Origin of the sequence: Pseudomonas sp. LAMO17WK12:I5, assembly GCF_900215165.1 — a bacterium.
Classification (GTDB): domain Bacteria; phylum Pseudomonadota; class Gammaproteobacteria; order Pseudomonadales; family Pseudomonadaceae; genus Aquipseudomonas; species Aquipseudomonas putida_A.
Genome location: NZ_OBDS01000003.1, coordinates 53,323 through 80,010, shown reverse-complemented (window position 1 = coordinate 80,010; position 26,688 = coordinate 53,323). Strand labels below are relative to the sequence as shown.

The 26,688-nt window shown below is 59.5% G+C and carries 27 protein-coding genes; 9 read left to right on the top strand and 18 right to left on the bottom strand.

Translation table 11 applies throughout. The annotated features are described in order from the left end of the window. Position 1 precedes the first annotated feature (1 nt). The 3 genes from CRO59_RS05750 to galE form a co-directional block, all read right to left on the bottom strand. On the bottom strand, positions 2 to 1,063 hold the full coding sequence (locus CRO59_RS05750) for a polysaccharide biosynthesis/export family protein (RefSeq protein ID WP_097088594.1): 1,062 nt from the start codon (positions 1,061 to 1,063) through the stop codon (positions 2 to 4). A gap of 144 nt (positions 1,064 to 1,207) precedes the next feature. Further along, positions 1,208 to 1,444, bottom strand: coding sequence for a hypothetical protein (locus CRO59_RS05745; RefSeq protein WP_003226528.1), 237 nt, complete (start codon positions 1,442 to 1,444; stop codon positions 1,208 to 1,210). A 231-nt stretch (positions 1,445 to 1,675) separates the two neighbouring features. Further along, positions 1,676 to 2,692, bottom strand: a complete 1,017-nt coding sequence (gene galE, locus CRO59_RS05740; RefSeq protein WP_097088592.1) for a UDP-glucose 4-epimerase GalE — start codon at positions 2,690 to 2,692, stop codon at positions 1,676 to 1,678. 389 nt (positions 2,693 to 3,081) lie between these two features. Between galE and galU the strand changes: the two genes are divergently transcribed. Further along, positions 3,082 to 3,915: a UTP--glucose-1-phosphate uridylyltransferase GalU gene (galU, locus tag CRO59_RS05735; RefSeq protein WP_047600100.1), complete on the top strand. Its 834-nt coding sequence runs from the start codon at positions 3,082 to 3,084 to the stop codon at positions 3,913 to 3,915. A 38-nt stretch (positions 3,916 to 3,953) separates the two neighbouring features. After that, positions 3,954 to 4,358, top strand: a complete 405-nt coding sequence (locus CRO59_RS05730) for a mannose-1-phosphate guanylyltransferase (RefSeq protein ID WP_097088590.1) — start codon at positions 3,954 to 3,956, stop codon at positions 4,356 to 4,358. A 90-nt stretch (positions 4,359 to 4,448) separates the two neighbouring features. Here CRO59_RS05730 and CRO59_RS05725 read toward each other — a convergent pair whose 3' ends face one another. The 8 genes from CRO59_RS05725 to CRO59_RS05690 all read right to left on the bottom strand — a co-directional run bounded on the left by CRO59_RS05725 (position 4,449) and on the right by CRO59_RS05690 (position 14,119). Next, the gene (locus tag CRO59_RS05725; RefSeq protein WP_097088588.1) at positions 4,449 to 5,576 is read right to left on the bottom strand and encodes a GDSL-type esterase/lipase family protein; all 1,128 of its coding nucleotides are present in this window, start codon (positions 5,574 to 5,576) and stop codon (positions 4,449 to 4,451) included. 210 nt (positions 5,577 to 5,786) lie between these two features. Then, positions 5,787 to 6,830 (bottom strand): acyltransferase family protein, encoded by a 1,044-nt coding sequence (locus CRO59_RS05720; RefSeq protein WP_097088586.1) that lies wholly within the window; start codon positions 6,828 to 6,830, stop codon positions 5,787 to 5,789. A gap of 12 nt (positions 6,831 to 6,842) precedes the next feature. Then, positions 6,843 to 7,946 carry a hypothetical protein gene (locus CRO59_RS05715; protein ID WP_003226536.1) on the bottom strand — a complete coding sequence of 368 codons (1,104 nt, stop codon included), beginning with the start codon at positions 7,944 to 7,946 and terminating at the stop codon, positions 6,843 to 6,845. Further along, positions 7,937 to 9,166, bottom strand: coding sequence for a polysaccharide biosynthesis C-terminal domain-containing protein (locus CRO59_RS05710; protein WP_097088584.1), 1,230 nt, complete (start codon positions 9,164 to 9,166; stop codon positions 7,937 to 7,939). Before CRO59_RS05710 ends, CRO59_RS05715 begins: the two co-directional genes overlap by 10 nt. Next, positions 9,163 to 10,275, bottom strand: coding sequence for a polysaccharide pyruvyl transferase family protein (locus CRO59_RS05705; protein WP_097088582.1), 1,113 nt, complete (start codon positions 10,273 to 10,275; stop codon positions 9,163 to 9,165). Before CRO59_RS05705 ends, CRO59_RS05710 begins: the two co-directional genes overlap by 4 nt. Before the next feature lie 14 nt (positions 10,276 to 10,289). Continuing rightward, positions 10,290 to 11,372, bottom strand: a complete 1,083-nt coding sequence (locus CRO59_RS05700; RefSeq protein WP_097088580.1) for a glycosyltransferase — start codon at positions 11,370 to 11,372, stop codon at positions 10,290 to 10,292. Positions 11,373 to 11,411: 39 nt separating this feature from the next. Continuing rightward, entirely contained in the window at positions 11,412 to 13,640 is a 2,229-nt protein-coding gene (locus CRO59_RS05695; RefSeq protein ID WP_097088578.1) for a polysaccharide biosynthesis tyrosine autokinase, read from the bottom strand. Between the two features lie 38 nt (positions 13,641 to 13,678). Beyond that, entirely contained in the window at positions 13,679 to 14,119 is a 441-nt protein-coding gene (locus CRO59_RS05690) for a low molecular weight protein-tyrosine-phosphatase (protein WP_007968224.1), read from the bottom strand. A gap of 291 nt (positions 14,120 to 14,410) precedes the next feature. On the opposite strand from CRO59_RS05690, the gene CRO59_RS05685 reads away from it, so the two are divergent. Together CRO59_RS05685 and tal are read left to right on the top strand one after the other, a co-directional pair. Beyond that, complete coding sequence (locus CRO59_RS05685) at positions 14,411 to 15,361, top strand: glycosyl hydrolase family 5 (protein WP_097088576.1); 951 nt, start codon at positions 14,411 to 14,413, stop codon at positions 15,359 to 15,361. A gap of 207 nt (positions 15,362 to 15,568) precedes the next feature. Beyond that, the gene (gene tal / locus CRO59_RS05680; protein WP_027611470.1) at positions 15,569 to 16,495 is read left to right on the top strand and encodes a transaldolase; all 927 of its coding nucleotides are present in this window, start codon (positions 15,569 to 15,571) and stop codon (positions 16,493 to 16,495) included. A 214-nt stretch (positions 16,496 to 16,709) separates the two neighbouring features. Here the strand turns inward: tal and rssC are convergent, their stop codons facing one another. Both rssC and rssB read right to left on the bottom strand, forming a co-directional pair. Next, positions 16,710 to 17,192: an anti-sigma factor antagonist RssC gene (gene rssC / locus CRO59_RS05675; RefSeq protein WP_003226553.1), complete on the bottom strand. Its 483-nt coding sequence runs from the start codon at positions 17,190 to 17,192 to the stop codon at positions 16,710 to 16,712. Further along, positions 17,189 to 18,373 carry a two-component system response regulator RssB gene (gene rssB / locus CRO59_RS05670; protein ID WP_041074010.1) on the bottom strand — a complete coding sequence of 395 codons (1,185 nt, stop codon included), beginning with the start codon at positions 18,371 to 18,373 and terminating at the stop codon, positions 17,189 to 17,191. Before rssB ends, rssC begins: the two co-directional genes overlap by 4 nt. A 274-nt stretch (positions 18,374 to 18,647) precedes the next feature. Between rssB and CRO59_RS05665 the strand changes: the two genes are divergently transcribed. After that, positions 18,648 to 18,947: a PilZ domain-containing protein gene (locus tag CRO59_RS05665; RefSeq protein WP_027611468.1), complete on the top strand. Its 300-nt coding sequence runs from the start codon at positions 18,648 to 18,650 to the stop codon at positions 18,945 to 18,947. A 52-nt stretch (positions 18,948 to 18,999) separates the two neighbouring features. Here CRO59_RS05665 and CRO59_RS05660 read toward each other — a convergent pair whose 3' ends face one another. After that, positions 19,000 to 19,689, bottom strand: a complete 690-nt coding sequence (locus tag CRO59_RS05660; RefSeq protein ID WP_027611467.1) for a VacJ family lipoprotein — start codon at positions 19,687 to 19,689, stop codon at positions 19,000 to 19,002. Positions 19,690 to 19,886: 197 nt separating this feature from the next. On the opposite strand from CRO59_RS05660, the gene CRO59_RS05655 reads away from it, so the two are divergent. After that, positions 19,887 to 20,507, top strand: a complete 621-nt coding sequence (locus CRO59_RS05655; RefSeq protein ID WP_096797164.1) for a phosphatase — start codon at positions 19,887 to 19,889, stop codon at positions 20,505 to 20,507. Positions 20,508 to 20,615: 108 nt separating this feature from the next. Beyond that, positions 20,616 to 20,879 (top strand): DUF4404 family protein, encoded by a 264-nt coding sequence (locus CRO59_RS05650; protein WP_097088574.1) that lies wholly within the window; start codon positions 20,616 to 20,618, stop codon positions 20,877 to 20,879. 103 nt (positions 20,880 to 20,982) lie between these two features. Here CRO59_RS05650 and queF read toward each other — a convergent pair whose 3' ends face one another. Beyond that, on the bottom strand, positions 20,983 to 21,813 hold the full coding sequence (queF, locus tag CRO59_RS05645) for an NADPH-dependent 7-cyano-7-deazaguanine reductase QueF (protein ID WP_097088572.1): 831 nt from the start codon (positions 21,811 to 21,813) through the stop codon (positions 20,983 to 20,985). 61 nt (positions 21,814 to 21,874) lie between these two features. Further along, entirely contained in the window at positions 21,875 to 22,408 is a 534-nt protein-coding gene (locus CRO59_RS05640) for a plastocyanin/azurin family copper-binding protein (protein WP_097088570.1), read from the bottom strand. 154 nt (positions 22,409 to 22,562) lie between these two features. On the opposite strand from CRO59_RS05640, the gene CRO59_RS05635 reads away from it, so the two are divergent. Then, positions 22,563 to 23,243 (top strand): heavy metal response regulator transcription factor, encoded by a 681-nt coding sequence (locus CRO59_RS05635; protein WP_027611462.1) that lies wholly within the window; start codon positions 22,563 to 22,565, stop codon positions 23,241 to 23,243. Continuing rightward, on the top strand, positions 23,243 to 24,592 hold the full coding sequence (locus CRO59_RS05630; protein WP_097088568.1) for a heavy metal sensor histidine kinase: 1,350 nt from the start codon (positions 23,243 to 23,245) through the stop codon (positions 24,590 to 24,592). Before CRO59_RS05635 ends, CRO59_RS05630 begins: the two co-directional genes overlap by 1 nt. Before the next feature lie 98 nt (positions 24,593 to 24,690). Here CRO59_RS05630 and CRO59_RS05625 read toward each other — a convergent pair whose 3' ends face one another. Next, the gene (locus CRO59_RS05625) at positions 24,691 to 25,935 is read right to left on the bottom strand and encodes a lipoprotein-releasing ABC transporter permease subunit (protein ID WP_097088567.1); all 1,245 of its coding nucleotides are present in this window, start codon (positions 25,933 to 25,935) and stop codon (positions 24,691 to 24,693) included. 64 nt (positions 25,936 to 25,999) lie between these two features. Continuing rightward, entirely contained in the window at positions 26,000 to 26,683 is a 684-nt protein-coding gene (lolD, locus tag CRO59_RS05620; protein WP_164747873.1) for a lipoprotein-releasing ABC transporter ATP-binding protein LolD, read from the bottom strand. Positions 26,684 to 26,688: the final 5 nt, after the last annotated feature.

The window sequence follows — 26,688 nt, the reverse complement described above, 5'->3', positions numbered from 1 at the left end:
CTTATTTGCTGTTGTTACTGAATTCGCTCCAGTTCTTCGCAGCGGAAGCCCCGGTCCCGACAATCGATGCCGACGGCACCAGTTGACTGATGAAGCGGTTCCAGCGCGTGACGTTGGCCGGGCCGACGTACACCACATCCTGGGGACGCACTTGAAAGTGCGAAGCGAGTGCCATGGCGGTCGGCGACTGGGCTTCCAGTTGATAGATTTTCGCCGGCTCGACATCGAGGTTTTCCACCCCGCGAATCACGTACACCGCGTTGCCGTTGGAGGTGGTCTGGCTCAAGCCGCCGACCGAACCGAGCACGTCGGAGAGGTTCATCGTCGCAGTCTTGAAACTCAGCGCACGTGGCTGATTGACCTCACCCATGACGTAGATGCGCTTGTTGTCGTTGTACGGCAGGTACAGCTGATCGCCGCCCTTGAGGAAGACGTGCTGCAACTCGGAATCCTGCTGGTTGAGCGAGTCGAGATTGAGCGGATACACCCGGCCATTGCGGGTCAGCAACAGGCCCGACAGGTCGGCGTTGTTGGTGTCGATGCCGGCAGTGCCGAGGGCCTCGACCACGCTCAGCGGGTTGGTGGAAATCGGCTGCGGACCGGCTTTGGCCACGGCACCGGAAACCACCACTTTCTGACTGGCGAAACGCAGCACCGCGACATCCACCTGCGGCTCGGCGATGAACGCCGACAGGCGTGTTTCGATGTCCGAGCGCAGCTGTTGAATAGTCTTGCCGGCCGCCTGCACTTCCTTGATGAACGGGTAGTACAGCGTGCCATCGGAGCGCACCAGTCGACCGTTGGCGTCGATCTGCTGTTGTGCCCCCGATGGCGCGGTCAGCTCCGGGTGATCCCAGACCGTGATGTACAGCACATCGTTGCTGCCGATGCGGTATTCCGCAGGCGTTGCCAACAGTTCCGACGGTACCGACTCACGCTTCTGCGTGGCACGGGTCATCGAGATCAGCTTGGGCGTGATCGGGATCAGCTCGACCCGACTGCTTTCGCTGGCGCCCTGGCGCGTGATGTCGCCGGTGCTCAGGTATTGGCCGGGGGAAAACATGCAACCTTGCAAAGCGATACTTGCCAACAGCAAAAGAGAAAAACTACGAGTCATAATGGCACTACGCTATTCAAGGGCGAATCTAAAAATAAAGTCACCCGACTTGCGTCGGGCGACCCTGTACTGCACTAACAAATGTTCCTGTTAGTTGTGCGTGCCGGTGGTGCCGGTAGTACCGGTGGTGCCAGTGGTACCGCCGTTGGCACTTCCGCCGCTGTTGGACGCTGCGACTGCACTGGCAACCATTGCAGTACTGGCAGCAGGCGCTGTAGAAGCCGCAACACTGCCAGATACATTGGTCACCGCAGTTAGCGGCGCTTCAGCAGCGGACGCCCAGTTGCTCAACATCGTCAACAGGGCAATCGCCATCACTTTTTTCATATCAACTCCTTTCTAACATTCGACCTGTTAAAAACCGGTCTTTGTTAGCGGTGGTAGCGTTCAAGTCCGCGAAAAGCGCGAACAAGATCCGTCGTTCTTTCACAGTCTTACCCAACTGATAAAAGTCGAACGGCAGGTTTATATCTACGGACTTGCAAAAGGCATTTCCAGCGTATTTTCCCGACGATATCTAACAGCTGACCGAAACTAACATTCAGTATTAGAACGACATCATTCGAGATAACCGCGCGGATGATTCGATTGCCAGCGCCAGGTATCGGTGACCATGTCCTGCAGACTGCGCGTGGCTTTCCAGCCGAGTTCTTTTTGCGCTTTCGAGGCGTCGGCCCAGCTCTCGGCAATGTCCCCGCTGCGCCGTGGCATCACCCGGTACGGCACCGGACGTCCACTGGCTTGTTCGAAGGCCTGCAGCACTTGCATCACGCTGTAGCCGTCGCCGGTGCCAAGGTTCCAGGTATGAATGCCCGGACGGTCGGCAATCGATTGCAAGGCTTTGAGATGGCCATCGGCGAGGTCGACGACGTGGATGTAATCGCGCACTCCGGTGCCATCGATCGTCGGGTAGTCGTCGCCGAAAATCGACAATTCCTGCAGGCTGCCAACCGCGACCTGGCTGATGTAAGGCAGCAGGTTGTTGGGGATGCCGCTGGGGTCTTCGCCCATATGCCCGCTGTGATGCGCGCCGATCGGGTTGAAGTAACGCAGCAAGGCGATGCTCCAGCGCGGCTCGGCCTGACTCAGGTCGCGCAGCACGTTCTCGACGATCAGCTTGGATTGACCGTAAGGATTGGTCGGAATGCCGGTGGGGAAATCCTCGCGGATCGGCATCTGCTCAGGCTCGCCGTACACCGTGGCCGACGAACTGAACACCAGCCGGAACACCCCCGCTGCGGCCATCGACTGACACAAGGTGATGCTGCCGCCGACGTTGTTTTCGTAGTAATCCAGCGGCTTGCGCACGCTCTCGCCGACGGCCTTGAGCCCGGCAAAATGCAGCACCGCGTCGATCGCATGCTCGCGGAAAATCCGGTCGAGCAACGCCCGGTCGCAGACATCGCCGCGAATCATCAACGCGCTTTTGCCGCAGATACCTTCTATCGCGTGCAATGCCGCATCGCTGCTGTTGCAAAGATTATCCAGTACAACAACTTCATAACCTGCTTCAAGCAGCGCAAGTGTGGTGTGCGAGCCGATATAGCCGGCGCCACCCGTTACCAGAATCTTCATAGCGCGGTCCGTCATTGGATAAGTGACAAGTAGCCTGTCAAGTCCCTTTCATTGAATCTGTGGCGCACCACACAAATAAGGACGACAACAGCCTTAAACAAAATTAGTTCAACCACTGGCAATAAATATTTTTGCAGGTCAAACTGTATTGCCCGGTACTTATTAGCACCCCAAGTACACTCATCACTATCAACAGATACCGACTAAAAATAACTAATAACGCCTTAACCGACATCTCATAACATTGTCATGTTTTACCCCCTGCGCTAATTGCCATTAACAACCTGACTCAGGTATTAAAGTACTCGTTCAATAATCATTGAAACTTGTGCGCTTTGATAAGTGCGCGCACCCGTTGCCTGTGCTCCATGACTGTCCAGGATACTTTTATGATTCGTAAATGTTTGTTCCCCGCTGCCGGTTACGGCACGCGTTTCTTGCCGGCGACCAAAGCCATGCCGAAAGAGATGCTGCCGATCGTCAACAAGCCGTTGATCGAATACGCCGTTGAAGAAGCACGGGACGCCGGCCTGCAACACATGGCCATCGTCACCGGTCGGGGCAAGCGTGCGCTGGAAGACCACTTCGACATCAGCTACGAACTCGAACACCAGATCCGCGGCACCGAGAAAGAGAAATTCCTCGCCGGCACCCGCGAGCTGATCGACACCTGCACCTTCTCCTACACCCGTCAGGTGGAAATGAAGGGCCTCGGTCACGCGATTCTCAGCGGTCGTCCACTGATCGGCGATGAACCCTTCGCCGTGGTGCTGGCCGATGACCTGTGCCTGAACCTGGAAGGTGACGGCGTGCTGTCGCAGATGATCCAGCTGTACAAGAAATTCCGCTGCTCGATCGTCGCCATCCAGGAAGTCCCGGCCGACCAGACCCACAAGTACGGGGTGATCGCCGGCGAACTGATTTCCGACGGCATCTACCGGGTCAATAACATGGTGGAAAAACCGGCACCGCAGGATGCTCCGTCGAACCTGGCGATCATCGGCCGCTACATCCTGACGCCGGACATCTTCGACCTGATCGCCGACACCCAACCGGGCAAGGGCGGCGAAATCCAGATCACCGACGCGCTGATGAAACAGGCGCAGAACGGTTGCGTGCTGGCCTACAAGTTCAAGGGCCTGCGCTTCGACTGCGGCGACGCCGAGGGTTATTTGCAGGCGACCAACTTCTGCTACGACAACGTCTACCTCAAGGGCCGCTGAGACGGTCCCCGCCCACTTCTCTTTTCAGGAGGCAACCCATGAACATGGCACAGCATGCAGCAGAGATTGAACGGGAGGTGGGCAACCTCGGCACGGTGAGCTGGCTGTCACACCATCAGCCGTTGGCCAGCGCCAACGAGTCGTGGCTGGGCAGTATTTTGCTGGTGGAACGCATCGGCATGTTTCCCGCGTCCGGCGACATTCGCCGCACGCTGGCGGATCCCTATCCCCTGCTCGCCCATCTGAAACAACGGTATGCCGAGCAGGCGCTGGAAATGGACGATCGTGATGGCCTGAAGGTGATCTTCAGCGACTGGCGCTTCCGCGTACGCCTGTGCTACAACGAGCCGGCGATCATCATCAACGTCGAGACGCGGTGTGCCACGCAACTGATGCCGCAGAAAACGGCTGAGCTCCTGAGCCAGATAGATAACTTCAAATAAAACACGCCCCCTGTAGGAGCTGCGGCACGCTGCGATCTTTTGATTTTGTTTTCAAGAGCAAGATCAAAAGATCGCAGCGTGCCGCAGCTCCTACAAGTCGCAACTGTCCGCGTTGATGCCACTGACGATCCAGCGATAGAAGTAATCGGCAATCACCTTCCCGCCCGTGGCCGGCTGCGGATGAATCTTGTCCGGGCCGATCATCGCCGCCGCATAGCGTTTGACGTCAGGGCCGAACGCGCATTGCAGATTGGCAAAGCCCAACTGCTGCTCATGCGCCCACGGCTGCAGTACCTGCGCATACGCCGACATCGGATAGGCGCTGGAACGTGTGGTGTCCTGACGCATGATCAGGTTGATGCTCGCCGCCGGTTGGATCTCGCGGATCATCGTTACCAGGCCCTGAACGTTCTGCAGATACTCCGCAGGTTTGACGCCGAAGCCTTGGTCGTTACCGCCGAGCATGATCAGATAAACGTCGGCGGGGATCTTCGACACGGCGGCTTTCCACTGCACCTGCCATTGCGGGTCGCGGTGATAGAAGTCCGCCGAGGCCGCGCCCGAGGCCGCCAGTTTCGAAACACGCACGCCGTTCTGTTCGTTGCTCATCCACAAGCCAAACAAGGTCGGTGCGCCCTTCACCACTTCCAGTTTGAACGACCAGTCTGCCGCTGAAGAGAGACCTGCGAGCGGTACTTCCTGCACGCCTGAACCCTTGAGCGTCAACGGCTGCCAGTCTTCCGAGGGTGTCCAACGGTAGCGCAGCTCACTGGCTTCGCCGTTGCCCAGATAGAGCAATTTCGCCTGGGTGACTTGGGTGTCGATGGCCGGTGTCGGGCTGGCATCGATTTGCAGCCAGGCACCGGGCTTGCCGGTCACCGTGCGGCTGTCGGGGCTGGCTTGGCCGAGGCCGGATACTTGCCAGCCACCACCGAAGTATTTTTCGCTGCTGCGGGTGTATTTGAAATGCGTGCCGCCCAGCGCGGCGCCGTGGTTGAAACCGACGTAACCGGGGCCGGCAAAACCCACTTCGCCGGCCACGCGCTGCACCAGTTTGTTCAGGTAGAAATCCTGCCCGGCGCTGTAGCTGTCGCCGATCACCGAGACCGACAAGACCTTCCCGGCCTTGCCTTCGCGCCACTGCGCAAAGCGCTCGCGGGCATCGCCCACTTCCACCACCGACGCCGCGACGGGCTGAGCGTCATTTACTACCAACATGCGTTATTTCCTTCAGTCTGGAATGGCCCCTTCGCGAGCAGAGGTTGAGGTCATCCGCTAAATCCTTGTACACCCAAATCCTGTGGGAGCTGGCTTGCCAGCGATGCGGTGGGTCAGGCGAATAAGCTTCATCTGATCGGTCCCCATCGCTGGCAAGCCAGCTCCCACAGGGATGATGTGAGTTCCGGAGATCCTTGCTCGCGAAGCTTTTCAGCTATTGGCCGGCACCACCGGAGCAATGCTCGCCAGCGGTTTTTTCTTCGCCGCACGCTCGCCCAAAAACAGCACCGAGGTGACATTGAAGCGACTGAAAATCATCGACAGCACCACCGGCCCCAACAGGCCGAACAGCAGCCCACTGAGCACCAGAATGCTTTCGTCTTTCACCCCCAGCCGCCCCATGACAAACCGCGAAGTCGCCGCGAACAGCACATGGAACAGAAAGATCGCGTAAGAATAGCCGCCCAGCCAGGTCAGCCACTTCGAGCGCATGTCACTCGACAGCAAAGCAATGCAGGACACACACCCCACGGTCAGACCGATCAGGCTGCGGCGGTCGACGATCAACTCACGGTCAATCGCCGCCACGTACAGCAGCGTCAGCGAGATCAGCACAAACACCAGCGGCCCGATCACCTTGAACCGCTGCTTCAACGCCTCGACATTTTCCTGGCCGATCATCCCCGCCACAAAAAACGGCAGCAGGTAAATCGCGCCATTGATGCCGAACGCATCGAGCTTGAACGGCGGCAACAGAAACACCGCCGCAGCGAAGGCGAACAGCAGATACAAGCGCGTCATCGAGCGCAGCATCCCGCGCCATTCCAGCAGCCCGACGAACATGAAAATGATGAACACCGCCTGCAGGAACCAGAAGTGATTGACCGGTACCCAGAACGACAGCAACGCATCGATCACGCCGACATCCTTGTTCACCCCCGGCCCTACCGCCTGCAACACCGAGAACGGCACACCGACGCAAAACAGCGGCACGATCAGCCGTCGTACCTTGCCGCTGAAGAACGCGGAAAAGTCATTGCCGCGAATTTTGTAGATCGAATAGATGTAGCCGGAAATGAAGGTGAACAGCGGCATGCGCACGTACACCATCGAGTCGGCGATCACCCGAAACGGCGAGCCGAGATCGATCTTCAGGCCTCCGCCCAACGGGCCAATGACGTGATAGAGCACCAGCAGCAGGCACGCCAGGCCACGCAGGGTTTCGATCTCCAGCGATTTTTTCTTGCTCGACATACAGCACCTGCCTCAATTCAGAACTCGTGATTCAACCCGCACCGGTTTGTTCGCGCGCAACATCAGGCCCAGACCGACAAACAGCACCGGCACCACCATGGAAAAATGCCGGGCGAAGGAGCCGAAGTCCGGCTCGAACAAACCCTGCACCAGCAGGAACGCCAGCGGAATCGCGATCAGTTCCTTGGGTTTGGTTTCGATCGGCGCGCCTTTGTAATCAGTGGAGGTGATGACTTTGAACAGCAGCAGCGCGGTCATGATCATCAGCGCCACAAAGATCACCTGGCCCGGCCCGGACAACAGAATCAGCTCCACCGGGAACGACAGCCGGAAGAAAATGATCATCGAGTCCAGCGCCTGCGAAACGAAGTCACTGCCGCTGAGCCACGAGACAATCAGCGATTTCGAGCCCTCCTCCCCCGCCGTGCGCAACTCGTTATTGCTGGCGCGAATCGACGACACCGGAAACCCCAGCGCCAGCTGGATCGCCATGGCCACCGCCAGGTAAAACAGGAACAGCATCAGGAAGAAGGTGAAGCGCGACACGTACTTCTTCATCACGCAGACGCCGACCCACGACAGCGAAAACAGAATCCAGTAAGGCCGGATCAGCACGCCGTAGATCACCGCCGACAGAAAAAATCCGCCGCGGTATTTGCGCGTCAGCGAGCTGAACAAGATGCTCAGCACCGCCACCGAGACGATGATTTCCTTGGTCAGGTTTTCCAGGAAGAACGAACGCACAATCCCCCACAGACACAGGGTGCCGAAGATCGCCAGCGGCATGCGCCGGAACACCACCACCGGAATCGCCGTGAGGAAGAAGTTGCAGAACATCCCGTAGGCCCAGGCGTTGGTCAGGTTGATCCCGGTGGGCCGCAGCAGGAACGCCGAACACTCGTAGGAGGAGCGATCCGGCGAGAACGGGTTCCAGAAATTGCAGTTGTCGGCGCGGGCGTAGGACGACCACAAGGTCATCGCATCCGGGCCCGGAGCGCGCGGGATCAGCAGCGGCATCGCCACCGACAGAAACAACCCGGTGAACAGAATCAGGAACGACAGCGAAGAATCGAGTTTGCGGCCGCGAAACTCGATGCACGGCAACTTCAACCCCATGCCAGCGCCCCTTTGGCACGGGTCGCCCGAGTCAACACGGCGATCACTCCGAGCTGGACGATGATCGCGAAGACATTGCCCCACGCCGCGCCATAAATCGAATAGTGCTTGATCAGCAGGTAACTGACCGGCACCGACACCAGCAGGCAGATCGCCGCGCTGGCGAATGACACCCGACTGTTTTTCGAAGCGATCAGACCACCCCAGACGATGTCGCCAATGGCCCGCAGGGCAAAGGAAAAGATCAGCACGCCGAGGATCGCGTTATCCGGACGCGGCACGCTGGTGGCGACGTAATCGAGCACCACGTTGAAGAACAGATAGATCAGCACCGCCACCGCCGCCGACACCACTAACGAGCGCATCACCCATTTGTTGACGAACAATTGCTTGACCGTAAATGACTGCTGATCCGCCTGAAACCGCTTGGCCAGCACCGGAATGCCGACCACCGCCACCACCGCGTAAGACAGCGCCTGCAAAGTGTTCGCCGCCGACCACGCGTATACGTATTTACCGAGGCTGGCGTAGGGTTCGAGATCGGCAATCAGAAAGCGCTCGGCGTACTGACTCAGCGCGATCAACCCCGTGCCGAAGTAGAACGGCAGGCCGGCCTTCCACACGGTCGCGGTAGTCAGTGCTTCGCTGACCCGACCCTTGTGCACATTCACCACGATCAGGTAACCGGCGACGATCACGAGCACGTTGGCGGCCACCCACAGCCACAGCACACTGGCGATGCCGGCGACCCAGTCGAGCATCATCCCGCCCACCGCCAGCAGCGCCCAGAGACCGGTCTTGATGAAGAACAGCAGCGCGCCCGCGGTGGCTTTCTGTGCGGAAAACACGAACGAGTTGATCTCGAAGGACAGGTGTTCGGTGAGCAGCACCAGCGTCACGCAAAGAATCAACGCGGTGCTCGCCTCGACCTGCTGGAACAGCGAGTAAATCCCCACCGTCAGCAGCGACAGCAGCAGCCCCACCGCCAGGTACAGCAACAGGACTTTGTCGACCACCCGCCGCGAGCTGCCGCCGACGCTGATCAACCGGTTGATCTCGGAACTGAAACCAACGCTGTAGAACTTCGAAGCGATCAGCGACGCCGCGACCACCACGCCATAAAACCCCAGCGCTTCGTAGCCCAGGTAATGGGTGATGACCAACACCAGCAGAAACTTCGCGCCCAAGGCTCCGCCGCGCAGCAGCAAGCGAAATATCATCGAACGACGCCTTTGATGATCTCGTCCATCATCACCGTCTTGGCTTCGATTTCGCGGCAAGTATCGGTCAGGCGCTTGCCGAAATTCGACAGCGCGTTCGGGGCGTACACGGTGTCGATGATCTGGTCGACATTGATGTCGCCGCCATTGATCACCCAGTCTTCCACGCCCATGTCCTGATAGGCGCCAAAGCCTTTGCGCTCATAGCTGATGTGGTACGCCGGGACACCGGACAGCAGCGACTCGATGGCGCCGTGCAGACGCACCGAGATCACCAGGTCCGGCTGATATTTGGCAATCGTCGCCTTCAACGACAGCAGGTCCTCGGTGATGCCCAGTTCGCGATAGAACGCACCGTCATCGTTGCCGCGAACGGCGCTCTGCACGGCGCAGACCACTTTGCTTTTGTTCTTCAGGCGCTGCAGCAGCAACTTCAGATTGGCGACGTAGGCGACCTTCTTGTCCTTGCTCCACTCCGGCGGCTTGCGCAGCACCACGCACACGGTGGCCGGCGACGCGGCGCAGCGGGTGAACTTCGGCTGCTGAAGGATCTTGCTGGCCAACGACTGCACCGCCAGATCCGGCGCGCGGTAGACGTTTTCGCAGGCATCGAACATTGCCGAGGAGCGGTTATCGCGCACGAACACCGCGTCAGCGCTGGCGTAGTGATCGACGATCTTGCGGCTCTCGCCATGGAACGGGCCGATGCTTTGCGGCAGGTACACCGACGGCACCTTGCTGAGGATCGCCGTTTCCAGTTGCTTGGCGTGACCGAGTTTGAGCTTGATGTGTTCGAAGGCACTTTTCGAGCGCATGTAGCCGCCACCGACGCCGACGATCAGATCGGTCTTGCGCAACAGATCCGCCAGTCCGGCATACGACTGATTGAGGAACACCGCCTGCTTGACCCGCCCCAGGCCCTTGGCCGCCATCACCGGCGCATCGAAACGCGGGTGCGGCAGGTAGGCGAAAGACTGCGGGTCGGACGCCACGACATTGATCGCGGTGTCTTCGCCAAAGTTGCGCTGCACCAACGCGATGGCCAGATCGACGAGCAGGCCGTCACCGGAGTTGGACGCACTGTAGCCATGCAAAATCGTTACGTTCATAAGCTGAGTTCTACTTAATAAGTGGGAGCGCAATACACGTCGTAGGTCTGGCGGATCATCAGCGCGGCGCTGAAACGTTCGCGCACGATGTTCCGGCCTTCGCTGCCGAGGTCGAGCAACCGCGGCTTCTGGATTCGCGCCAGCACGTCGGCCAGCGCCTGGTGATCACCGGTGGGAAAGACGTAGCCGGACACTTCATGGGTGACCAGTTCGGGCAGCGACGTGCAGTTGCTGGCGATCACCGGCAAGCCCATGGCCATGCCTTCCAGCGGCACCATGGCAAAACCTTCCCAGCGGCTCGGAACGATCAGCGCGTCGGCCTGTTGATACAGCGCCTGCACTTCGGCCGGCGTGACCCACGGCAGGTACTCGACCGCGTCCATCTCGGGGCACTCGACCGTGTCCTCGTTGACCGCACTGCCGACCACCGTCAGTTTCAGATCACTGCGCTGCACCTTGGCGAAGGCCTTGAGCAGCACGTCGAAACCTTTCTGGTAGTCGAGACGACCGACGAACAGCAGATGGATCGGCGCGGGGCTCTCGGCCTTCGGCGCTTCGTCGCGTTGGTGGATGCCGTTGTAGATCAGCTTCATGCGCTTGCGCTGAATGCCGAACCGCGCGGCCTTGTCCATTTCGTAGCGGCTGACGCAGATGATCACGTCGGTGACCCGCTGCAGGACCCGCTCGATCCATGCGTAGATCTTCTGCTTGGTCGGCGAGCTTTCCATCAGGAACGAAAAGGCGTGCGGGCAGTAGACGATTTTCGGCTTGCGCCACGGTCGCAGAAGCACACAGACCACGCGGCCGATCACCCCGGAAAAGGTGCTGTGCAAATGCACCACATCGGGTTTTTCCTTGAGCATCACCCGGGTCAGTTGCCAGGCAAAACGCAGCAGCGAACGCACATCACGCCCGCTGCGTTCGAACGTGCGAATCTGCTGTGCATCAATGCCGTGCAGCTCTTGTTTCTGGTCGAGCGGCACCAGATAGACCAGCTCGTAATTCGAATCCTGGCCTTCGGGCGACGCCGAGATGGTGCGGATAACGGTGGCGACCCCACCTTTTATCGTTTCAGCCACGTGCAGTATTTTCTTCACAACCCACCCACTTTCATGCCTGTTGGAACGTCCCTGATTTCAGGATTTGTCCGACGCGTATTCGTAGTTGTAATAGCCATAGCTGCCATTGCCGTAGTAGCTGGCAGCGCGCTTCTCGACGCCGTTGAACACCGCGCCCTTGAGCTCGATGCCGTTCTGCGCGAAGCGGCGAATGGTCGCTTCAATTTCCTTGGCCGGGTTTACCGCAAACCGCGTGACGATCAGGCTGATGCCGGCTTCGCGCCCGACAATCGCCGCGTCGGTCACCGCGAGCAATGGCGGCGTATCGATGATCACCACGTCGTAGCGCTGACTCAGTTCGGCGAGCAGGTCGCGGAAGTTGGCGTGCATCAACAACTCGGAAGGATTCGGCGGAACCTGACCACGGCTGATGAAGTGCAGGTTGTCGATTTCCACCGTGTTGATCGCCTGCTCGATGCTGCAGCGCTTGACCAGCAGATCCGACAGGCCATTGGCGATCGGCACATTCAGCGTCTTGTGCAAGTGGCCCTTGCGCATGTCGGCGTCGATCAGCAACACGCGCTGACCGCTCTGCGCCATGACCGCGGCGAGGTTGGAGGAGACGAAGGTCTTGCCGACCTGCGGGCTGGGGCCGGAGATCATGATGCGGTTGTTGGTCGAATCCAGCGCGGCGAAATGCAGGCAGGTGCGCAGGCTGCGGATCGACTCGATGGACAGGTCGGTCGGGTTGCGCAGGGCCAGCAGATAGGCCGGCGTCTCGGCGGTGATTTTGGCTCGGCCTTTTTTCGTGTCCTCGTCACGCTGCAAGGCGCTGTAGGGAATCGACGCGTACACCGGCAGCCCGAGCTGTTCGATGGCTTCCGGCCCTTCCAGACCTTTGCTCAACGATTTGCGCAACAGCACCAGGGCTACGCCGACAAAGGCGCCGAGGAACGTTGCGATCAGCACGATCAGGGCTTTTTTCGGTTTGACCGGGCTGCTCAGGTCAACATCCGCCGGATCGATCAGGCGCACATTGCCCACCGCCCCGGCGCGGACGATGTCCAATTCCTGGGATTTGTTCAGCAACTGCGTGTAGATCTGCGAAGCCACTTCCACATCGCGGGTCAGGTTGAGCAATTCCTGCTGCGTGGCCGGCAGATTACCGACCTTGCCTTCCAGCGACTTCTGCTGCTGGGTCAACTCACCGATCTGCGACATCAAGGCGCGATACGCCGGATGCTGTTTGGTGAACTTGCGATCCATTTCCGCCTGCTGCATTTTCAGCTCGGAAATCCGCGTTTCCAGCGCCACGGACTGACCAAGCACCGATTGCGTTTCCAGGGAAATATTCACGGTCTTGCCGTGGGTCTGATACGCGTTGAGCGCATCGCTGGCCTTGGCCAGATCACGCTTGACCTGCGGCAACTGGCTTTGCAGGAACGCCAGGCTCTGCGCCGCTTCCGCCGAGGTGCGGCGCACGTTCTGGTCCACGTAGAGCGCGGCGATTTTGTTGAGGATCTTCACCGCCTCGGCCGCATCGGCGCTGGCCAGCGCCAGACGGATAATCCCCGACTCTTTACCTTGCTCGGAGATATCCAGCGCATCCTGGTAACCCTGAATGGTCACGATCCGTGGATTGCGCACCACTTCAAAGCGAGTACCCGGGTTGGCTTGCAGGCGCTCGATCAAACCCTCGACGCCGTCCTGGGCGAAGGCTTCGCCGGCGACGCCCTCGACCAACAGGTTGTCGTTGTCATCGAGCAACTGAAAGTGCTGTTGTTCGCCAGCCACCAGGGTGAGCTTCTTGCCCAACAACTCTTTGGGCAGATTGAGCCGAGTGAACTCCAGACGCTCGCCGCCCCAGGCGTAGCTGTTGAAGCCAAAACGCGGCGGCGCCACGCTGAACTCGGTTTCACCGCGATAACGCCGGGCGAGAAAACCGCCGACCACCGGGAAGGTGTTGGGGGTGACGTCGATATCCAGGCGCAGGTCATCGACGGTTTTGCCGATCACCGCACGGGATTTGATGATGCCGATTTCGGTCACCGACGGCGATTGCCCGCCGAGCATGCTACTGAGGTCGGAAAAACCGAGCATGTCGTTCTTTTTCGGTTCGACCTGCACCAGCGCGTTCGCCAGATACACCGGCGTCGCCAATACCGCATAGGCAACGCCGGCGGCCATGAATGCACCGGTGAATGCACCGATCAACCATTTCTGGTCGATCAAACTGCCGAATATGCCGAGAAGATCAATACTGTCTTGATCGTTATCACGGTTGGCGATTACTGACGGTAACTGCATAAGTCTTTCTTACCATTCACTGATCTGAAGAATATTCATCAATGTCCGAGGCGCTGCGCCCACGAGCTAACAGCATCTTCAATCAATGCATGGGCATGAATAAAAGCGGCCTTACCTTGACGATACGGATCCTGTATTTCTCGTTCGCTCTGCCACTTGCCGAGAAGAAATACTTTGCCTCGGGCGTGCGAGGCAATCTTCAGCACCTGATTCACATGTTGTTTTTCCATGACCAGAATCAGGTCTGATTCATTGACGATATCGGCGGTCAATTGCCGGGCCCGGAAACCCTCGGCGCTGTGCCCGTGGTCTTCCAGCACCTGGCGCGCCGAGGCTTCCATGCCTTCGCCGACCCGCGCAGAAAGACCTGCGGACGTCACCGAAATGGTTGAGGGGGTCAGCGCGTTGCGCAGCAGAAGTTCTGCTGTCGGACTTCGGCAAATATTGCCAACGCACACGACGAGGATCTTTTTGAACAAGGTTTACATTCCTGTGTAATATCATTCTGCCAACATCTAGAGCGGATCTTAATGAACCCACTAGATCATTCTGCACTCAGAAATAGATTCGCCCTGTTAGTACCAGCGTATTAAGTACCACAGGGTCAAAAGCCGCCAAAACACAATTAACGGACTAAAAATAACTGTGATTTTCAGGGCTGGTTTTCCTGACAAAAAATAACATTGGCGCACTTAGTGCCATTGTCAGTTTCGAAACAGTTATCTCGAGATACTTTTTCGCCGTTGTCACTTCTCACCCGGAGAACCGACATGAAATCAGCCCATCTCAAACCCCTGAGCGCCCTGACCCTGTTACTGCTGGCGGCAACCGGCCAGAGCCAGGCCAATGAACTGTTCCCGGCATTGCCCGCCAATAAAACCATCGGGGTTCAGGTCAAAGTCCAGACCTTCTCCGCTGCCGACGCCGAGCGCGTCAAAGCCACCGGCTTCAGTTTCGTGCGTTTTGGCGTATGGACTGACAGCCTGCCCAGCGCGGCCTACCAGAAGCAGATCAGCAATGCCTTCGCCGTGGCCCGCGCTGCTGGTCTGCCGGTGCTGATGACCCTGCGCGCGACCAAGCCGTTACCGGCCAATGATCTGGCGAACGCGGGGATCGCGTATGCCAACGCGCTGACCAGCCTGGCAGCGACCTATGGCTCACAACTGGTGGCGATCGAGCTATGGAATGAGCCGGACCTCGGCACCTACTGGCCGACCGGCAATTTCGACACGACCTTCGTGCCGTTCATGAGCGCAGCGTGCAAGACCCTGCAAGACAAACCCCAGACTGTCCCGGTGATCGGTTTTGGCTTCGCCCGGCCGCCGACTGCCGGCTCGGCGTCCACCGTGGCACTCAACCGAATCGTCAGCGAATACCCCAAATGCCTCAACGCGGTCTCCTATCATCCCTACGGCATGAGCGGCACGCAGATCAGCAACGCCCAGGCGTTTATCCAGCAGAACTTCCATCTGCCGGGGGTGATCAGCGAATGGGGCATCTCGGCGCTCGCCTCCAACGGCGGGATTGAGGGTCAGGCCAGCAAAATCAGCGCATTCGTCGCCGATATCAAAACCCGCAACATTGCCCTGACCTCGATTTACGAGTGGAAAAACAGCGACACCGGCAGCAATGACCGCGAGAAGAATTTCGGTCTGTTGACGTCCGATGGCCAGCCGAAACCGGCAGAAACTGCGGTCAAAACCCAGCTAAGCCAGCAATAACCTCCATCAATGTGCTCAAGGGGCGCTGGCCGTCAGTTGCTTTGAACCTGCGGCCGATTTTGGCATCGTATTCATCGATACCGCGCCCCACCATTCAAACAGCCGTTCTCAGGTTGTTGCCCCCGGGGAACCCGTTGCGCCTTGATGCCCTTGAGTGGCTGTCAACGCTCGGGTAATGTCGTCAAACCCACAGGACAGAGCACACCCATGACTTCCAAGCTGGAACAACTCAAACAGATGACCACCGTAGTTGCCGACACCGGCGACTTCGAAGCGATCGCCCGGGTCAAGCCGGTCGACGCCACCACCAACCCTTCCCTGCTGCTCAAGGCAGCCGCCATCCCCGCCTACGCCGAGCTGCTGAACGCCTGCGTCAGCGACTGCAAGGGCGACGTGGGTCTGGCCAGCGACCGTTTCGGCGTCGCTGTCGGCCAGGAAATCCTCAAAGTGATTCCGGGCCGCATTTCTACCGAAGTGGATGCGCGCCTGTCGTTCGACCAGGACGCCGTGCTCAAGCGTGCGCATCGCCTGATCGAGCTGTACGACAAGGCCGGCATCGGCCGTGACCGCGTGCTGATCAAGATCGCTTCGACCTGGGAAGGCATTCGCGCTGCGGAGATCCTCGAGAAGGAAGGCATCCAGACCAACCTGACCCTGCTGTTCTCCTTCGCTCAGGCTGCCGCTTGCGCTGACGCCGGGGTGTTCCTGATCTCGCCGTTCGTGGGCCGCATCTACGACTGGTACAAAAAGGCCAACGGCAACGACTACACCGGTGCCGATGATCCGGGCGTGCAGTCGGTCACCCGCATCTACAACTACTACAAGGCCAATGACTACAAGACCGTGGTCATGGGCGCCAGCTTCCGCAATCTGAGCCAGATCGAGCAACTGGCCGGCTGCGATCGCCTGACCATCAGCCCGGACCTGATCGACAAGCTCGCGGCAGACACCGGCAAACTGGAACGCAAACTCGCCCCGGGCCACGCCGGCGAAGCGCGCCTGAGCCTCAACGAAGCGCAATTCCGCTGGCTGTCCAACGAAGACGCGATGGCTACCGAGAAACTGGCTGAGGGCATCCGTCAGTTTGCCCGTGACCAGGAGAAGCTCGAGGCGCTGCTGCAGGCCAAGCTGTGATCTGAATCGCTGAAATGCAAAAAGGGCGAACCCAAACGGGTTCGCCCTTTTTTTTATGCGGTGCTGAAAGATGCATCGTCTGGACTGGCGCCTTCGCGAGCAAGCCCGCTCCCACAGGGTCAGGTGTGGAATGAAGATCTCGGGGTCACTCAATCACTGTGGGAGCGGGCTTGCCCGCGAAGAGGCCGGAACAGACAACCTCAACCCCAAAGAATCAGTGTCTTTCGAGGGCGTTAACCAGATCATGAAAGGCTTCACGATTGGAGTCGTTCAGGCCCATGAGGATCTTGTGCGCTTCGAGCACCTTGATCCGCACCACTTCTTCGGACTGGTCCTGATCCGGCAGGTCATCGAGACACTCGGGGCACGGCACCGGGTGGTTGACGATGTTGAACACCTGTTCGAAGCCCATCGACTGCAGCAGACGGGTAATGTCTTCGTGGGTGGTGACGACGGTCGGCAGCAGGCCGACCTTTTGCCGCGACAGGATCGACAGTTTGGCCAGCAAGCCGAGGGTGGTGCTGTCGATGCTGCGGGTTTCGGTCAAATCGATCACGATCGCGTTGAAATTCAACGCGGTGAAGATTTTCTCAATAGTCGCATCCAACGCCGAACACAGGGTCAGGCGAACTTCACCGACGAACTTCAGGACGAAGGTGCCGTCCTGCTCGGCGAACTGGATTCTACCGGTACTCATTGAAGGTTCCTGCTCAACACCAACAGGGCGATATCATCCGGCATCTCCCCTAGCGTGGCCAATCCAAACACTTGCCGCAGACCATCCAGGCTGCCGCCCGCCGACTTCACCCGTTGGGGCAAAGCGGCTTCTTTTTCCTTGAGCGTCGGTTCTGGCAACAGATCCAGAATGCCGTCGGACATCAGCGTCAGGCTGAACGTCGGAGGCAGCTCAAGCACGTGATCTTCGTAGGTGGCCTCATTGAACAGGCCCACCGGCAAACCGCGGCCTTCGAGGTAACGAACACTGTCAGGCGTGTACAACACAGGCAACGGCAGATGGCCGCCGATGCTATAGGTCAACAAACCGGTCTCCTCGTCGATGACTCCACCGACCATTGTGACGTGTTTGCCCAGCTTACAACTGATCAGCCCCCGGTTGATATGACCAAGGACTTCCGAAGGCTTGAATTCCGGCAACGTGCCGTTGCGCTTGGACTCGAACAGCAGGCGCGTGGTCATGAACTTCAGCAGCACCGTGACGAACGCTGACGAGGCGCCATGGCCCGATACGTCGGCCAGGTAGAACGCCACCCGACGCTCGTCGACACGGAAGTAGTCGACAAAATCACCCGACAGGTACAGCGACGGGATGATCTGGTGGGCAAACTGGAACTCGTCGATGCGCCACGGGCTTTCCGGCAGCATGTTCATCTGCACCTGACGACCGGCGTTCTGGTCTTCCTGGAGCAGGTTCAGGCTGGCTTCGAGCTCGCGGTTGGCCTTCTCCAGCTTCTCGCGGTAGCGCTGGTTCTCCAGCAGCAGGCGCGCACGATCCAGCGCGCGACGCACCGAATGCTCGAGCACGGCCAGGTCTTCGAGAGGCTTGATCAGGTAGTCCGCCGCACCCAGGCGCAGCGCCTCGACCGCGTCGTTCATCACGCCGGCACCCGAAACGACGATCATCGGCGTTTGCGGTGAGCGCTCGGTGACCTGACGGATGAGTTCGAGACCGCCCATCTGCGGCATGCGCAGATCGCAGATGACCAAGTCGGGCTTGTCTTGCTCGAATACCTGAAGACCCTGTTGGCCGTTGCTGGCCTGCAGGACGCTGAAACCGCTGTCTTCCAAATAGGCCGCGAGGCTCGCGCGCACTACTTCGTCATCATCGATTATCAGCAGCGTGGCACTGGTTTTTGGCATGTGGGCAAACGGCGCCAGAATTAGGTTGGCGTAGCAGGCGGGGCATCGGCCCGGCTCAGACTACTGGATTCGCTTTCTAGCCTCTCTGCTGCACCGCTTTCGAGCACTGAGCCGGAACGCGATTGCACCAGAGGTGCCCTTCTAAGGCGCAGACGGTACTCCCATCCGCGGGGCGTTTCAAGCATGCGCCGATGGTCGCTTGACGACTTTACTTGTCAAATCACCGAGAGTTATAAGAACAGCTCAAACCGTAACCCAATGGAAGGTCGAAGCCATGAGTCAAACCGGTCGGGACTACAGCGAAAAGCGCGATTTCATCCGCATGCGGGTCGATGCCGATGTGGTGTTGATTCATGAAGGTGATGAGATCGCCGGCGTGTGCATCGACCTCTCCAGCAGCGGCATGCAGGTCGAAGCACCGCGCCAGTTCGCGGTCGGTGACCGTTTGAGCGTGCGCATCGATTCCGATCATGCGGCGCTGAGCGGGCTGGAGGCGGAGACCGTAGTGGTCTGGGTCAAGGCACAGGATGGCGCCAGCCAGAAGCTCGGCCTGACCATTTTGAAGATGAAATAAGCGCACACAAAAAAGGCGGCCTCATGGGCCGCCTCCTTGTCATCGGTCGAGATTAAAAATCGTCTTCGACCTGGCCATCCTTCACTTTGAACTCGCGGTTCTGCAGGTAGGCGTTGCGGATGAAGGTGTATTTGTCGCCGCTGATCAGCTTCTCGCTCGACAGCAGGCTGGCGCGGGTGTCGACGATGTTCAGGCCGAACACCGAGTTACGGACAGGCACGTCGTTGATGTAGCGGTACGGACCGGTGAAGCTGTCGACGTACTTGGACGGTGCATCACGCAGGGTGCTCGGGCCGAGCAACGGCAGCATCACGTACGGGCCGCTGCTGACGCCCCAATAACCGAGGGTCTGGCCGAAGTCTTCGTCACTGCGATTCAGGCCCATTTTGGTACCGACATCGAAGAAGCCCAGCAGGCCGAAGGTGGTGTTGAAGATGATACGCGCGGTATCGACACCGGCTGCTGCCGGCTTGGCCTGCAGAATGTTGTTCGCCAGGTTGGTGACGTCACCGACGTTGCGGAACATGTTGTGGATGCCGTCTTCGAGGAACTGCGGCGTCACGAACTCATAACCCTGCGCCAGCGGCTTGAGCGCGTAAGTGTCGACGAAGTCGTTGAACTGGAAGATCGGGCGGTTGACGCTTTCCCAAGGGTCTTCTTCCGTTGCAGCGTTGGCGGCGAACGGAACCAGCAGGACGCTGGCACATACACATAGCTGAGCGAGAGGATTGCTCCAGCGCATAGAAAAACTCCTTGGATTTTTACTGGCGCGGGCACCCGGGCCCAGGCGTTAAGAGCGCTAGTATAAGCGCAAAAGCCGTTTTGGGCAGTCTGCCCGTGAAGAGTAATGCAGGACGTTTCCAGGGAGCGCCTTCACACACCTGTCATCCAACTGTCACCGATGTCGCCTAGCCTCATGCTTATTTCAGGGACGTTGCCATGACCCACGCTGAAGTCTTGCCTGTCGCCGCGCCCGGCCTGACCGCCGTGCTGTTCGGACTCAGTGGCTGTCTGGTGGATTTCGGTGCCCGTGCCCATCAACACGCCAGCATGCTGCCCGAGCACGCCGACGCCACTCCTGGCGCTCTCGACAGCCTGCTCAGCCTGCAGCGCCAGCAGATTCCCTGCGCGTGGATCGACGAGCTGCCCCCTGCCCTCGCGCAACCCTTGGCGGCCTCTCTGCCGGCGTGGATCAAACCGACGCAATATTCAGCAACAATCAATCCATGGCCCGCACCGAACGCCTGCTGGCAGGCGCTGATGGTTTTGAACGTCAGCTGCCTGGATGGCTGCGTGCTGGTGAGCGGCGAGCCCCGGTTGCTGCAAGCGGGCCTCAACGCCGGGCTGTGGACCATCGGCCTGGCGTCCTGCGGCTCACTGTGCGGCCTGTCGCCGAGCGAGTGGCAAGCGCTGAGCCAGAACGAACGCGACCAACGACGCGGTAAGGCAACCCTGCAGTTGTTCGGGCTGGGCGTGCATTCGGTGATCGATCATCTGGGCGAGCTCGACACCTGCCTGGCCGACATCAACCTGCGCCGCCTCAAGGGCGAAAAGCCCTGACCGGGATCATGCAGGTTGCAGCAGAGTGGATTAATCTAAAGGTCAGCCATAGACCTTTGGCGCGCGGCTGTGGTCAATGCCAGTGCCTCTCGATAAAAGGAAACCACCATGCCCGCCCGTGAACTTCAAGAACAGCTCAACACCCTGCGCGAGCAACTGGAGCAGAATCCGCCGCTGTCCGAAGCCGAACGTGACGATCTGCGTGAGCTGATGGCGCAGATTGAATCGGAAATCAAACTGGAAACTGCCACTCAGGACGCGAGCATCGCCGACGGTGTGAACCTGGCAGTGGAACGCTTCGAAGTCGAACACCCGGCCATTGCCGGCACCCTGCGCAATATCGTCAATGCGCTGGGTAGCATGGGGATCTGATTTTCCTCCCCTGAAATGCAAAAAGCCCTGCCAGCGCTGGCGGGGCTTTTTCATTTTCACAATTTGAAACGCTCCCACATTGGATATGCCACATCCTGATTCTTTATTGACGGACCAGACGATGGTTCGGCAGTTGTACCGCTTCAGTGCTGCGATACGGGTTGATATCCAGCCCACCCCGACGCACATAGCGCGCAAACACCGTCAGTTTCTCCGGCTTCAGCAAACGTTGCAGGTCGAGAAAAATCCGCTCCACGCACTGCTCGTGGAAGTCCGAGTGCTGGCGGAAGCTGACGATGTATTCCAGCAGACTCGCGTGATCCAGCGCCGCACCACGATATTCCACCACCACGCTGCCCCAGTCCGGCTGACTGGTCACCGGGCAGTTGGATTTGAGCAGATGGCTATGCACGCTCTCTTCGACAATCTTCGAATCATCGCAACGCAGCAGTTCCGGACGCGGATGCTCATAGTTGCTGACGCTGATGTCCAGATCGTCGATGCACACGCCCGGCAACGCCACGACGCCTTCGGCTTCGACGTCCTTCAGGCTGCGTACCCGTACGCCGACCGGTTTGCCGGCAGCGGCCGACAGGTCCTTGACCAGTGTCGCTTCGAGGCTGGCGATATCGTCAAACGGCGTCTGGTTCAGCGAGTTCAGGTACAACTTGAACGACTTCGATTCGATGATGTTCGGCGAATCCGCCGGAATGCTGAATTCACCGATCGCCACCACCGGCTTGCCCGACGGCAACAGCCACGACAGTTCGAAGCAGTTCCAGAAATCCACGCCTTTATACGGCAGGGTTTCGGCGGTCAGGCCCAGCTCGGCCCATTTCGCGGTGCGCGGAATCGGGAACAGCAGGGACGGCGTGTACGTGGCGATGTATTCGCTGGATTTGCCCAGCGGCGAATGTTCGGCTGCGGGATGCATGGCGGAAACCTGACTGAAGAATCAGCGGATTCTATCAGCCTTTGCGCCCGCCTTTGAGTGCTTACTGACTGACAGTCAGTTTGCCGACCATGCCCGCCTGGTAGTGACCGGGAATATTGCAGGCGAACTCCAGGCTGGTGGCATTGCTGAAGGTCCAGGTCAGCTCGGCGGTCTTGCCCGGCTCGACCAGCACGCTATTGGGGTCGTCGTGCTTCATGCCGTGGCCCATGCTGCCGTGATCCATACCCGCCATGTCGTGGGACATTTCTTTCATGCCGGTAGGCGTGAGCATGCCGCTTTGCTGCATCTGCAACATTTCCTGCTGGTGCTGGGCATGCATCGCCGCGTCACCGAGGTTGAATTCGTGCAGCAACTGGCCTTTATTCACCAGCACAAAGCGAACCGTCTCACCGGCCTTGACCTGAATCGCCTTGGGGTCGAACGACATGTCGTTCAGTACAACTTCAATGCTGCGAGTAGCCTTGGCTGCTGGTGCCGGTTGGCCGAAATCATAGCTGTGCGCGGGTGCGGCCCAGACAGGTGAACTCAGCGCCAGCACACAGGCGGCGACGGCCAGAGGGTTGCGCAAAAACATAGTCATACTCCAACAAGATAAGGTTCAGCCTGTGGGAAACTCTAGCCCGCCTGCGCTGGCAGCTACCTGACAGGCAGATTACAACTTTGTCAGGTTGGCATGTGTCGCCTGCTCCCACGGTATAACGCTTTTGTTCCTACAACCCGAGTCGCCCATGAAACTGCTGATCGTCGAAGACCAACCGAAAACCGGCCACTACCTGCGCCAGGGCCTGACCGAGGCCGGTTTCAACACAGAACTGGTGGCCGACGGCGTCAGCGGTCAGCAACTGGCGTTGAGCGGAGATTATGCGCTGTTGATTCTCGACGTGATGCTGCCCGGGCGCAGTGGCTGGCAGATTCTGCAGGCGGTGCGTAGTGCCGGCCTCGACACGCCAGTGCTGTTTCTGACCGCCAAAGATGCAGTCGAAGATCGGGTGCACGGACTCGAACTCGGCGCCGACGATTATCTGGTCAAACCCTTCGCCTTTTCCGAATTGCTGGCCCGGGTGCGCAGCCTGCTGCGCCGTGGCAGCGCCCTGCCCCAGGAAACCAGTCTGCAACTGGCCGATCTGCGTCTGGACCTGATCCGTCGCCGGGTCGAACGCAGCGGTCAGCGCATCGACCTGACTGCCAAGGAATTCGCCCTGCTGGAAATGCTCCTGCGCCGCCAGGGTGAAGTGTTGCCGAAATCGCTGATTGCCTCGCAAGTCTGGGACATGAACTTCGACAGCGACACCAACGTGATCGAAGTGGCGATCCGTCGTCTGCGCCTGAAAATCGACGATGACTTCCCCAATAAACTGATTCACACCGTGCGCGGCATGGGTTACGTGCTTGAAGAGCGTCCGGCCTGATGCGTCGCCTGTCCTTGAGCTCTCGTCTGGCCTTGCTGTTTGCCGCCTGCACCGCCGTAGTATCGCTGTTCGCCGGGGTGCTGTTCAGCCGCGCCAGCGAGGCGCACTTCATTGAGCTCGATCAGCAATTGCTGGACGGCAAGCTGATCGGTTTGCGCCGGGCCTTGCAGGATGTGCAACCCGTTCAGCGTGAGGCGCGGCTGGCGGATGAGCTGAGCCGTCAGGCCGATCTGGCGCTGCGTGTTACCGGCAGTGACGGCCAGCGCTGGTACGACAGCTCGATCAATTTACCGCAGGACTTGCCGCAACAGCCGGGCCTGTCGACCATCAGCCATGACGGCGCCGACTACCGCGTGCTCAACGCCCCGCTCTACCCTGACAAAACCGACTCGCCACAGCTCACTCTGCTGCTGGACATCACTCATCACCAGCACTTCCTGCAGCGCATGCAGCATCTCATTTGGCTGACTGTCGGGTTGTCGGCGCTGGCCACTGCGCTGCTCGGCGCGTGGGCCGCGCGCAGCGGTTTGCGTCCGTTGCGCCGTATGAGCGCAGTCGCCCGTGGGATTTCTGCACATTCGCTCAACGCCCGACTGCCGGAAGCGCAAATGCCGCCGGAGCTTGCGGAAATGGCCCACAGCTTCAACGCCATGCTCGGACGCCTCGACGACTCGTTTCAACGGCTGTCGGCGTTCTCTGCCGACATCGCCCATGAACTGCGCACTCCGCTGTCGAACCTGCTGACCCACACCCAGGTCACCCTCACCCGCCCGCGACCGATCGAGGATTACCGCGAAGCCCTGCACAGCAACCTCGAAGAACTGCAATGGATGGCCCAACTGGTCAACGACATGCTTTATCTGGCCAAGGCTGACCACGGTTTGCTGATGCCCAAGCGTGAGGTGCTGGAGCTGGCGGATGAGAGCGATGTGCTGCTGGAGTTTTTTGCGCCACTGGCCGAGGACGCCGGGGTGACGCTGAGCCGCGAAGGTCATGCGCGTATAGAAGGCGATCGCAGCATGCTGCGCCGGGCCTTGTCGAATCTGCTGGATAACGCGCTGCGCTTCACCCCGGCGTCAGGCAGCGTGCGCCTGTCCATCGTCGATCAACCGCACATAGCGCAGGTGTCGGTGGAGAACAGTGGCGAAGGCATTTCGGCAGAGTTGTTGCCACGGCTGTTTGACCGGTTTTATCGAGCAGATCCGGCGCGGCAGGAAGGCAGCAGTGAACATGCGGGGCTGGGGCTGGCGATTACCCAATCGATCGTCCGCGCCCATGGTGGGCAGATTCATTGCGAATCGGCTGCGGGGTGGACGCGGTTTGTGATCGAGTTGCCCAAAGGAGAATGAGGTCGATAGGACCGGCCCCTTCGCGAGCAGGCTCGCTCCCACAATTGGAATGCATTTCCCTGTGGGAGCGAGCCTGCTCGCGAAGACGGTATTGGCGCTTACGAATATCTCAGCGCATGCGCCGGCTCGATCTTCGCCGCCCGCAACGCCGGGTACACCGTCGCCAGGAAGCTCAGAACAAACCCCGCCGAGCAGATCAACAGCACATCCCCGCCCTGCAATTCCGAAGGCAGGTTGCTGACGAAGTACACGTCGGAACTGAAGATATGCTGCCCGGTAACGCGCTCGACCCAGCCGACCATCTCGCTGACATTCAGTGCCGCGATCACGCCGAGCACGCCACCAATCAGTGTGCCGACAATGCCGATCACCGTGCCCTGCACCATGAAGATCGCCATGATCTGCCGGGGCGTGGCGCCGATGGTGCGCAGGATCGCGATGTCCGCGCCCTTGTCGTTAACCACCATGATCAGCGTGGCGATGATGTTGAACGCCGCCACCGCAACGATCATCAGCAACAGCAGGCCGATCATGGTTTTTTCCATTTTCATCGCGCTGAACAGGCTGCCCTGGGTGTGAGTCCAGTCGTCAGCCTTGAACTCGGCACCGAGGCCTGCGGCGATGTCCGAGGAGACTTTCGGCGCGGCGTACAGATCCTTCACCGCCAGGCGCACGCTCTGCACTTGATTCGGCTGCCAGTGCTGCATGGTCGCGGCATCGGCCACGTGGATCAGCCCCATCGAGCCGTCCAGTTCAGCGCCGACCTTGAACACACCGACCACGTTCAGGCGCTGCATGCGCGGGGTAATGCCACCCGGTGCGGTGCTGACTTCCGGCACGATCAGAGTGATCTTGTCGCCGACGTTGAGGCGGAAGCGGCGCGCGGTGATTTCACCGATCACTACACCGAACTCGCCCGGTTTCAGGTCATCGAGACGTCCCTGCACAATGTGCTGGGCCACGATCGACACCTTGCCTTCCTGGGCCGGATCGACGCCGCTGATCTGAATCGGCTGCATCAAACCCTTGTAGGACAGCATGCCTTCCATCTCGGTGAACGGCACGGCGGCGGTCACTTCAGGATTTTTCAGCGCGGTGGCGGCTACCGGCTGCCAGTCATCGATCGGCTTGACGCCAACGATGGTCGCGTGCGGCACCATGCCGAGGATGCGCGAGCTCATTTCACGCTGGAAGCCGTTCATCACCGACAGCACCACGATCATCGCCAGCACGCCGAGGGCGAGCCCGATCATCGAAGTCATCGAGATGAACGAAACAAAGCGATTGCGGCGCTTGGCGCGGGTATAGCGCGTGCCGATAAAGATCGATAACGGTCTGAACATTCGCTGGGGCACCGTATAAAAATAAAAGACCCGATGCCTTACACAGGCACCGGGTTTCGGTCGGTCAGATGGCGGTCAGGCAACCTTCTTGCAACTGCAGGACGCGGTCCATCTGGCGGGCCAGGTTCATGTCGTGAGTCACCACCAGGAACGCCGTGCGCATCGAAGTGCTGAGTTCCAGCATCAAGTCCTGGATGCCTTCGGCGGTGTGCGAATCAAGGTTGCCGGTTGGCTCGTCGAGCATCACCAGGCCTGGATTGTTCACCAGCGCCCGGGCGATAGCCACACGCTGGCGCTCGCCACCGGACAGCTCGGCCGGTTTGTGCTCCAGACGATGGCCCAGCCCCACGCGCTCCAGCAACGCGGTAGCACGCTGACGTGCTTCCGGGATCGCGGTCTTGCCGATCAGCAGCGGCATGCAGACGTTTTCCAGCGCGGTGAATTCCGGCAGCAAGTGGTGGAACTGGTACACGAACCCCAAGGCACGGTTACGCAGCAGGCCACGCTTCTTCTCGCTCAGCGCCGACAGTTCTTCGCCGTCGAGCCAGACGCTGCCTTCAGTCGGCGTGTCGAGACCGCCCAGCAGGTTGAGCAAGGTACTTTTGCCGGAACCGGACTTGCCGACGATCGCCACACGCTCGCCCGGGTGCAACTCCAGTTGCAGACCGGCCAACACTTGCACCGACTCCGGGCCTTCCTCGTAGGATTTGCCCAGGTTGCGGCAGCTCAAGATTGCTTTATCACTCATGCCCG

What these genes read in the sequence shown, in the direction of transcription:
- CRO59_RS05750 (WP_097088594.1), bottom strand. Translation starts at nt 1,063, where the DNA reads ATGTTTTCCCCCGGCCAATACCTGAGCACCGGCGACATCACGCGCCAG.
- rssC (WP_003226553.1), bottom strand. Translation starts at nt 17,192, where the DNA reads ATGAGTACCGGTAGAATCCAGTTCGCCGAGCAGGACGGCACCTTCGTC.
- CRO59_RS05630 (WP_097088568.1), top strand. Translation starts at nt 23,243, where the DNA reads ATGCGTCGCCTGTCCTTGAGCTCTCGTCTGGCCTTGCTGTTTGCCGCC.
- CRO59_RS05730 (WP_097088590.1), top strand. Translation starts at nt 3,954, where the DNA reads ATGAACATGGCACAGCATGCAGCAGAGATTGAACGGGAGGTGGGCAAC.
- CRO59_RS05695 (WP_097088578.1), bottom strand. Translation starts at nt 13,640, where the DNA reads ATGCAGTTACCGTCAGTAATCGCCAACCGTGATAACGATCAAGACAGT.
- CRO59_RS05745 (WP_003226528.1), bottom strand. Translation starts at nt 1,444, where the DNA reads ATGAAAAAAGTGATGGCGATTGCCCTGTTGACGATGTTGAGCAACTGG.
- CRO59_RS05725 (WP_097088588.1), bottom strand. Translation starts at nt 5,576, where the DNA reads ATGTTGGTAGTAAATGACGCTCAGCCCGTCGCGGCGTCGGTGGTGGAA.
- CRO59_RS05710 (WP_097088584.1), bottom strand. Translation starts at nt 9,166, where the DNA reads ATGATATTTCGCTTGCTGCTGCGCGGCGGAGCCTTGGGCGCGAAGTTT.
- CRO59_RS05650 (WP_097088574.1), top strand. Translation starts at nt 20,616, where the DNA reads ATGCCCGCCCGTGAACTTCAAGAACAGCTCAACACCCTGCGCGAGCAA.
- CRO59_RS05625 (WP_097088567.1), bottom strand. Translation starts at nt 25,935, where the DNA reads ATGTTCAGACCGTTATCGATCTTTATCGGCACGCGCTATACCCGCGCC.
- tal (WP_027611470.1), top strand. Translation starts at nt 15,569, where the DNA reads ATGACTTCCAAGCTGGAACAACTCAAACAGATGACCACCGTAGTTGCC.
- CRO59_RS05635 (WP_027611462.1), top strand. Translation starts at nt 22,563, where the DNA reads ATGAAACTGCTGATCGTCGAAGACCAACCGAAAACCGGCCACTACCTG.
- CRO59_RS05705 (WP_097088582.1), bottom strand. Translation starts at nt 10,275, where the DNA reads ATGAACGTAACGATTTTGCATGGCTACAGTGCGTCCAACTCCGGTGAC.
- CRO59_RS05715 (WP_003226536.1), bottom strand. Translation starts at nt 7,946, where the DNA reads ATGGGGTTGAAGTTGCCGTGCATCGAGTTTCGCGGCCGCAAACTCGAT.
- CRO59_RS05720 (WP_097088586.1), bottom strand. Translation starts at nt 6,830, where the DNA reads ATGTCGAGCAAGAAAAAATCGCTGGAGATCGAAACCCTGCGTGGCCTG.
- CRO59_RS05655 (WP_096797164.1), top strand. Translation starts at nt 19,887, where the DNA reads ATGACCCACGCTGAAGTCTTGCCTGTCGCCGCGCCCGGCCTGACCGCC.
- CRO59_RS05665 (WP_027611468.1), top strand. Translation starts at nt 18,648, where the DNA reads ATGAGTCAAACCGGTCGGGACTACAGCGAAAAGCGCGATTTCATCCGC.
- CRO59_RS05660 (WP_027611467.1), bottom strand. Translation starts at nt 19,689, where the DNA reads ATGCGCTGGAGCAATCCTCTCGCTCAGCTATGTGTATGTGCCAGCGTC.
- lolD (WP_164747873.1), bottom strand. Translation starts at nt 26,683, where the DNA reads ATGAGTGATAAAGCAATCTTGAGCTGCCGCAACCTGGGCAAATCCTAC.
- rssB (WP_041074010.1), bottom strand. Translation starts at nt 18,373, where the DNA reads ATGCCAAAAACCAGTGCCACGCTGCTGATAATCGATGATGACGAAGTA.
- galE (WP_097088592.1), bottom strand. Translation starts at nt 2,692, where the DNA reads ATGAAGATTCTGGTAACGGGTGGCGCCGGCTATATCGGCTCGCACACC.
- CRO59_RS05685 (WP_097088576.1), top strand. Translation starts at nt 14,411, where the DNA reads ATGAAATCAGCCCATCTCAAACCCCTGAGCGCCCTGACCCTGTTACTG.
- galU (WP_047600100.1), top strand. Translation starts at nt 3,082, where the DNA reads ATGATTCGTAAATGTTTGTTCCCCGCTGCCGGTTACGGCACGCGTTTC.
- CRO59_RS05640 (WP_097088570.1), bottom strand. Translation starts at nt 22,408, where the DNA reads ATGTTTTTGCGCAACCCTCTGGCCGTCGCCGCCTGTGTGCTGGCGCTG.
- queF (WP_097088572.1), bottom strand. Translation starts at nt 21,813, where the DNA reads ATGCATCCCGCAGCCGAACATTCGCCGCTGGGCAAATCCAGCGAATAC.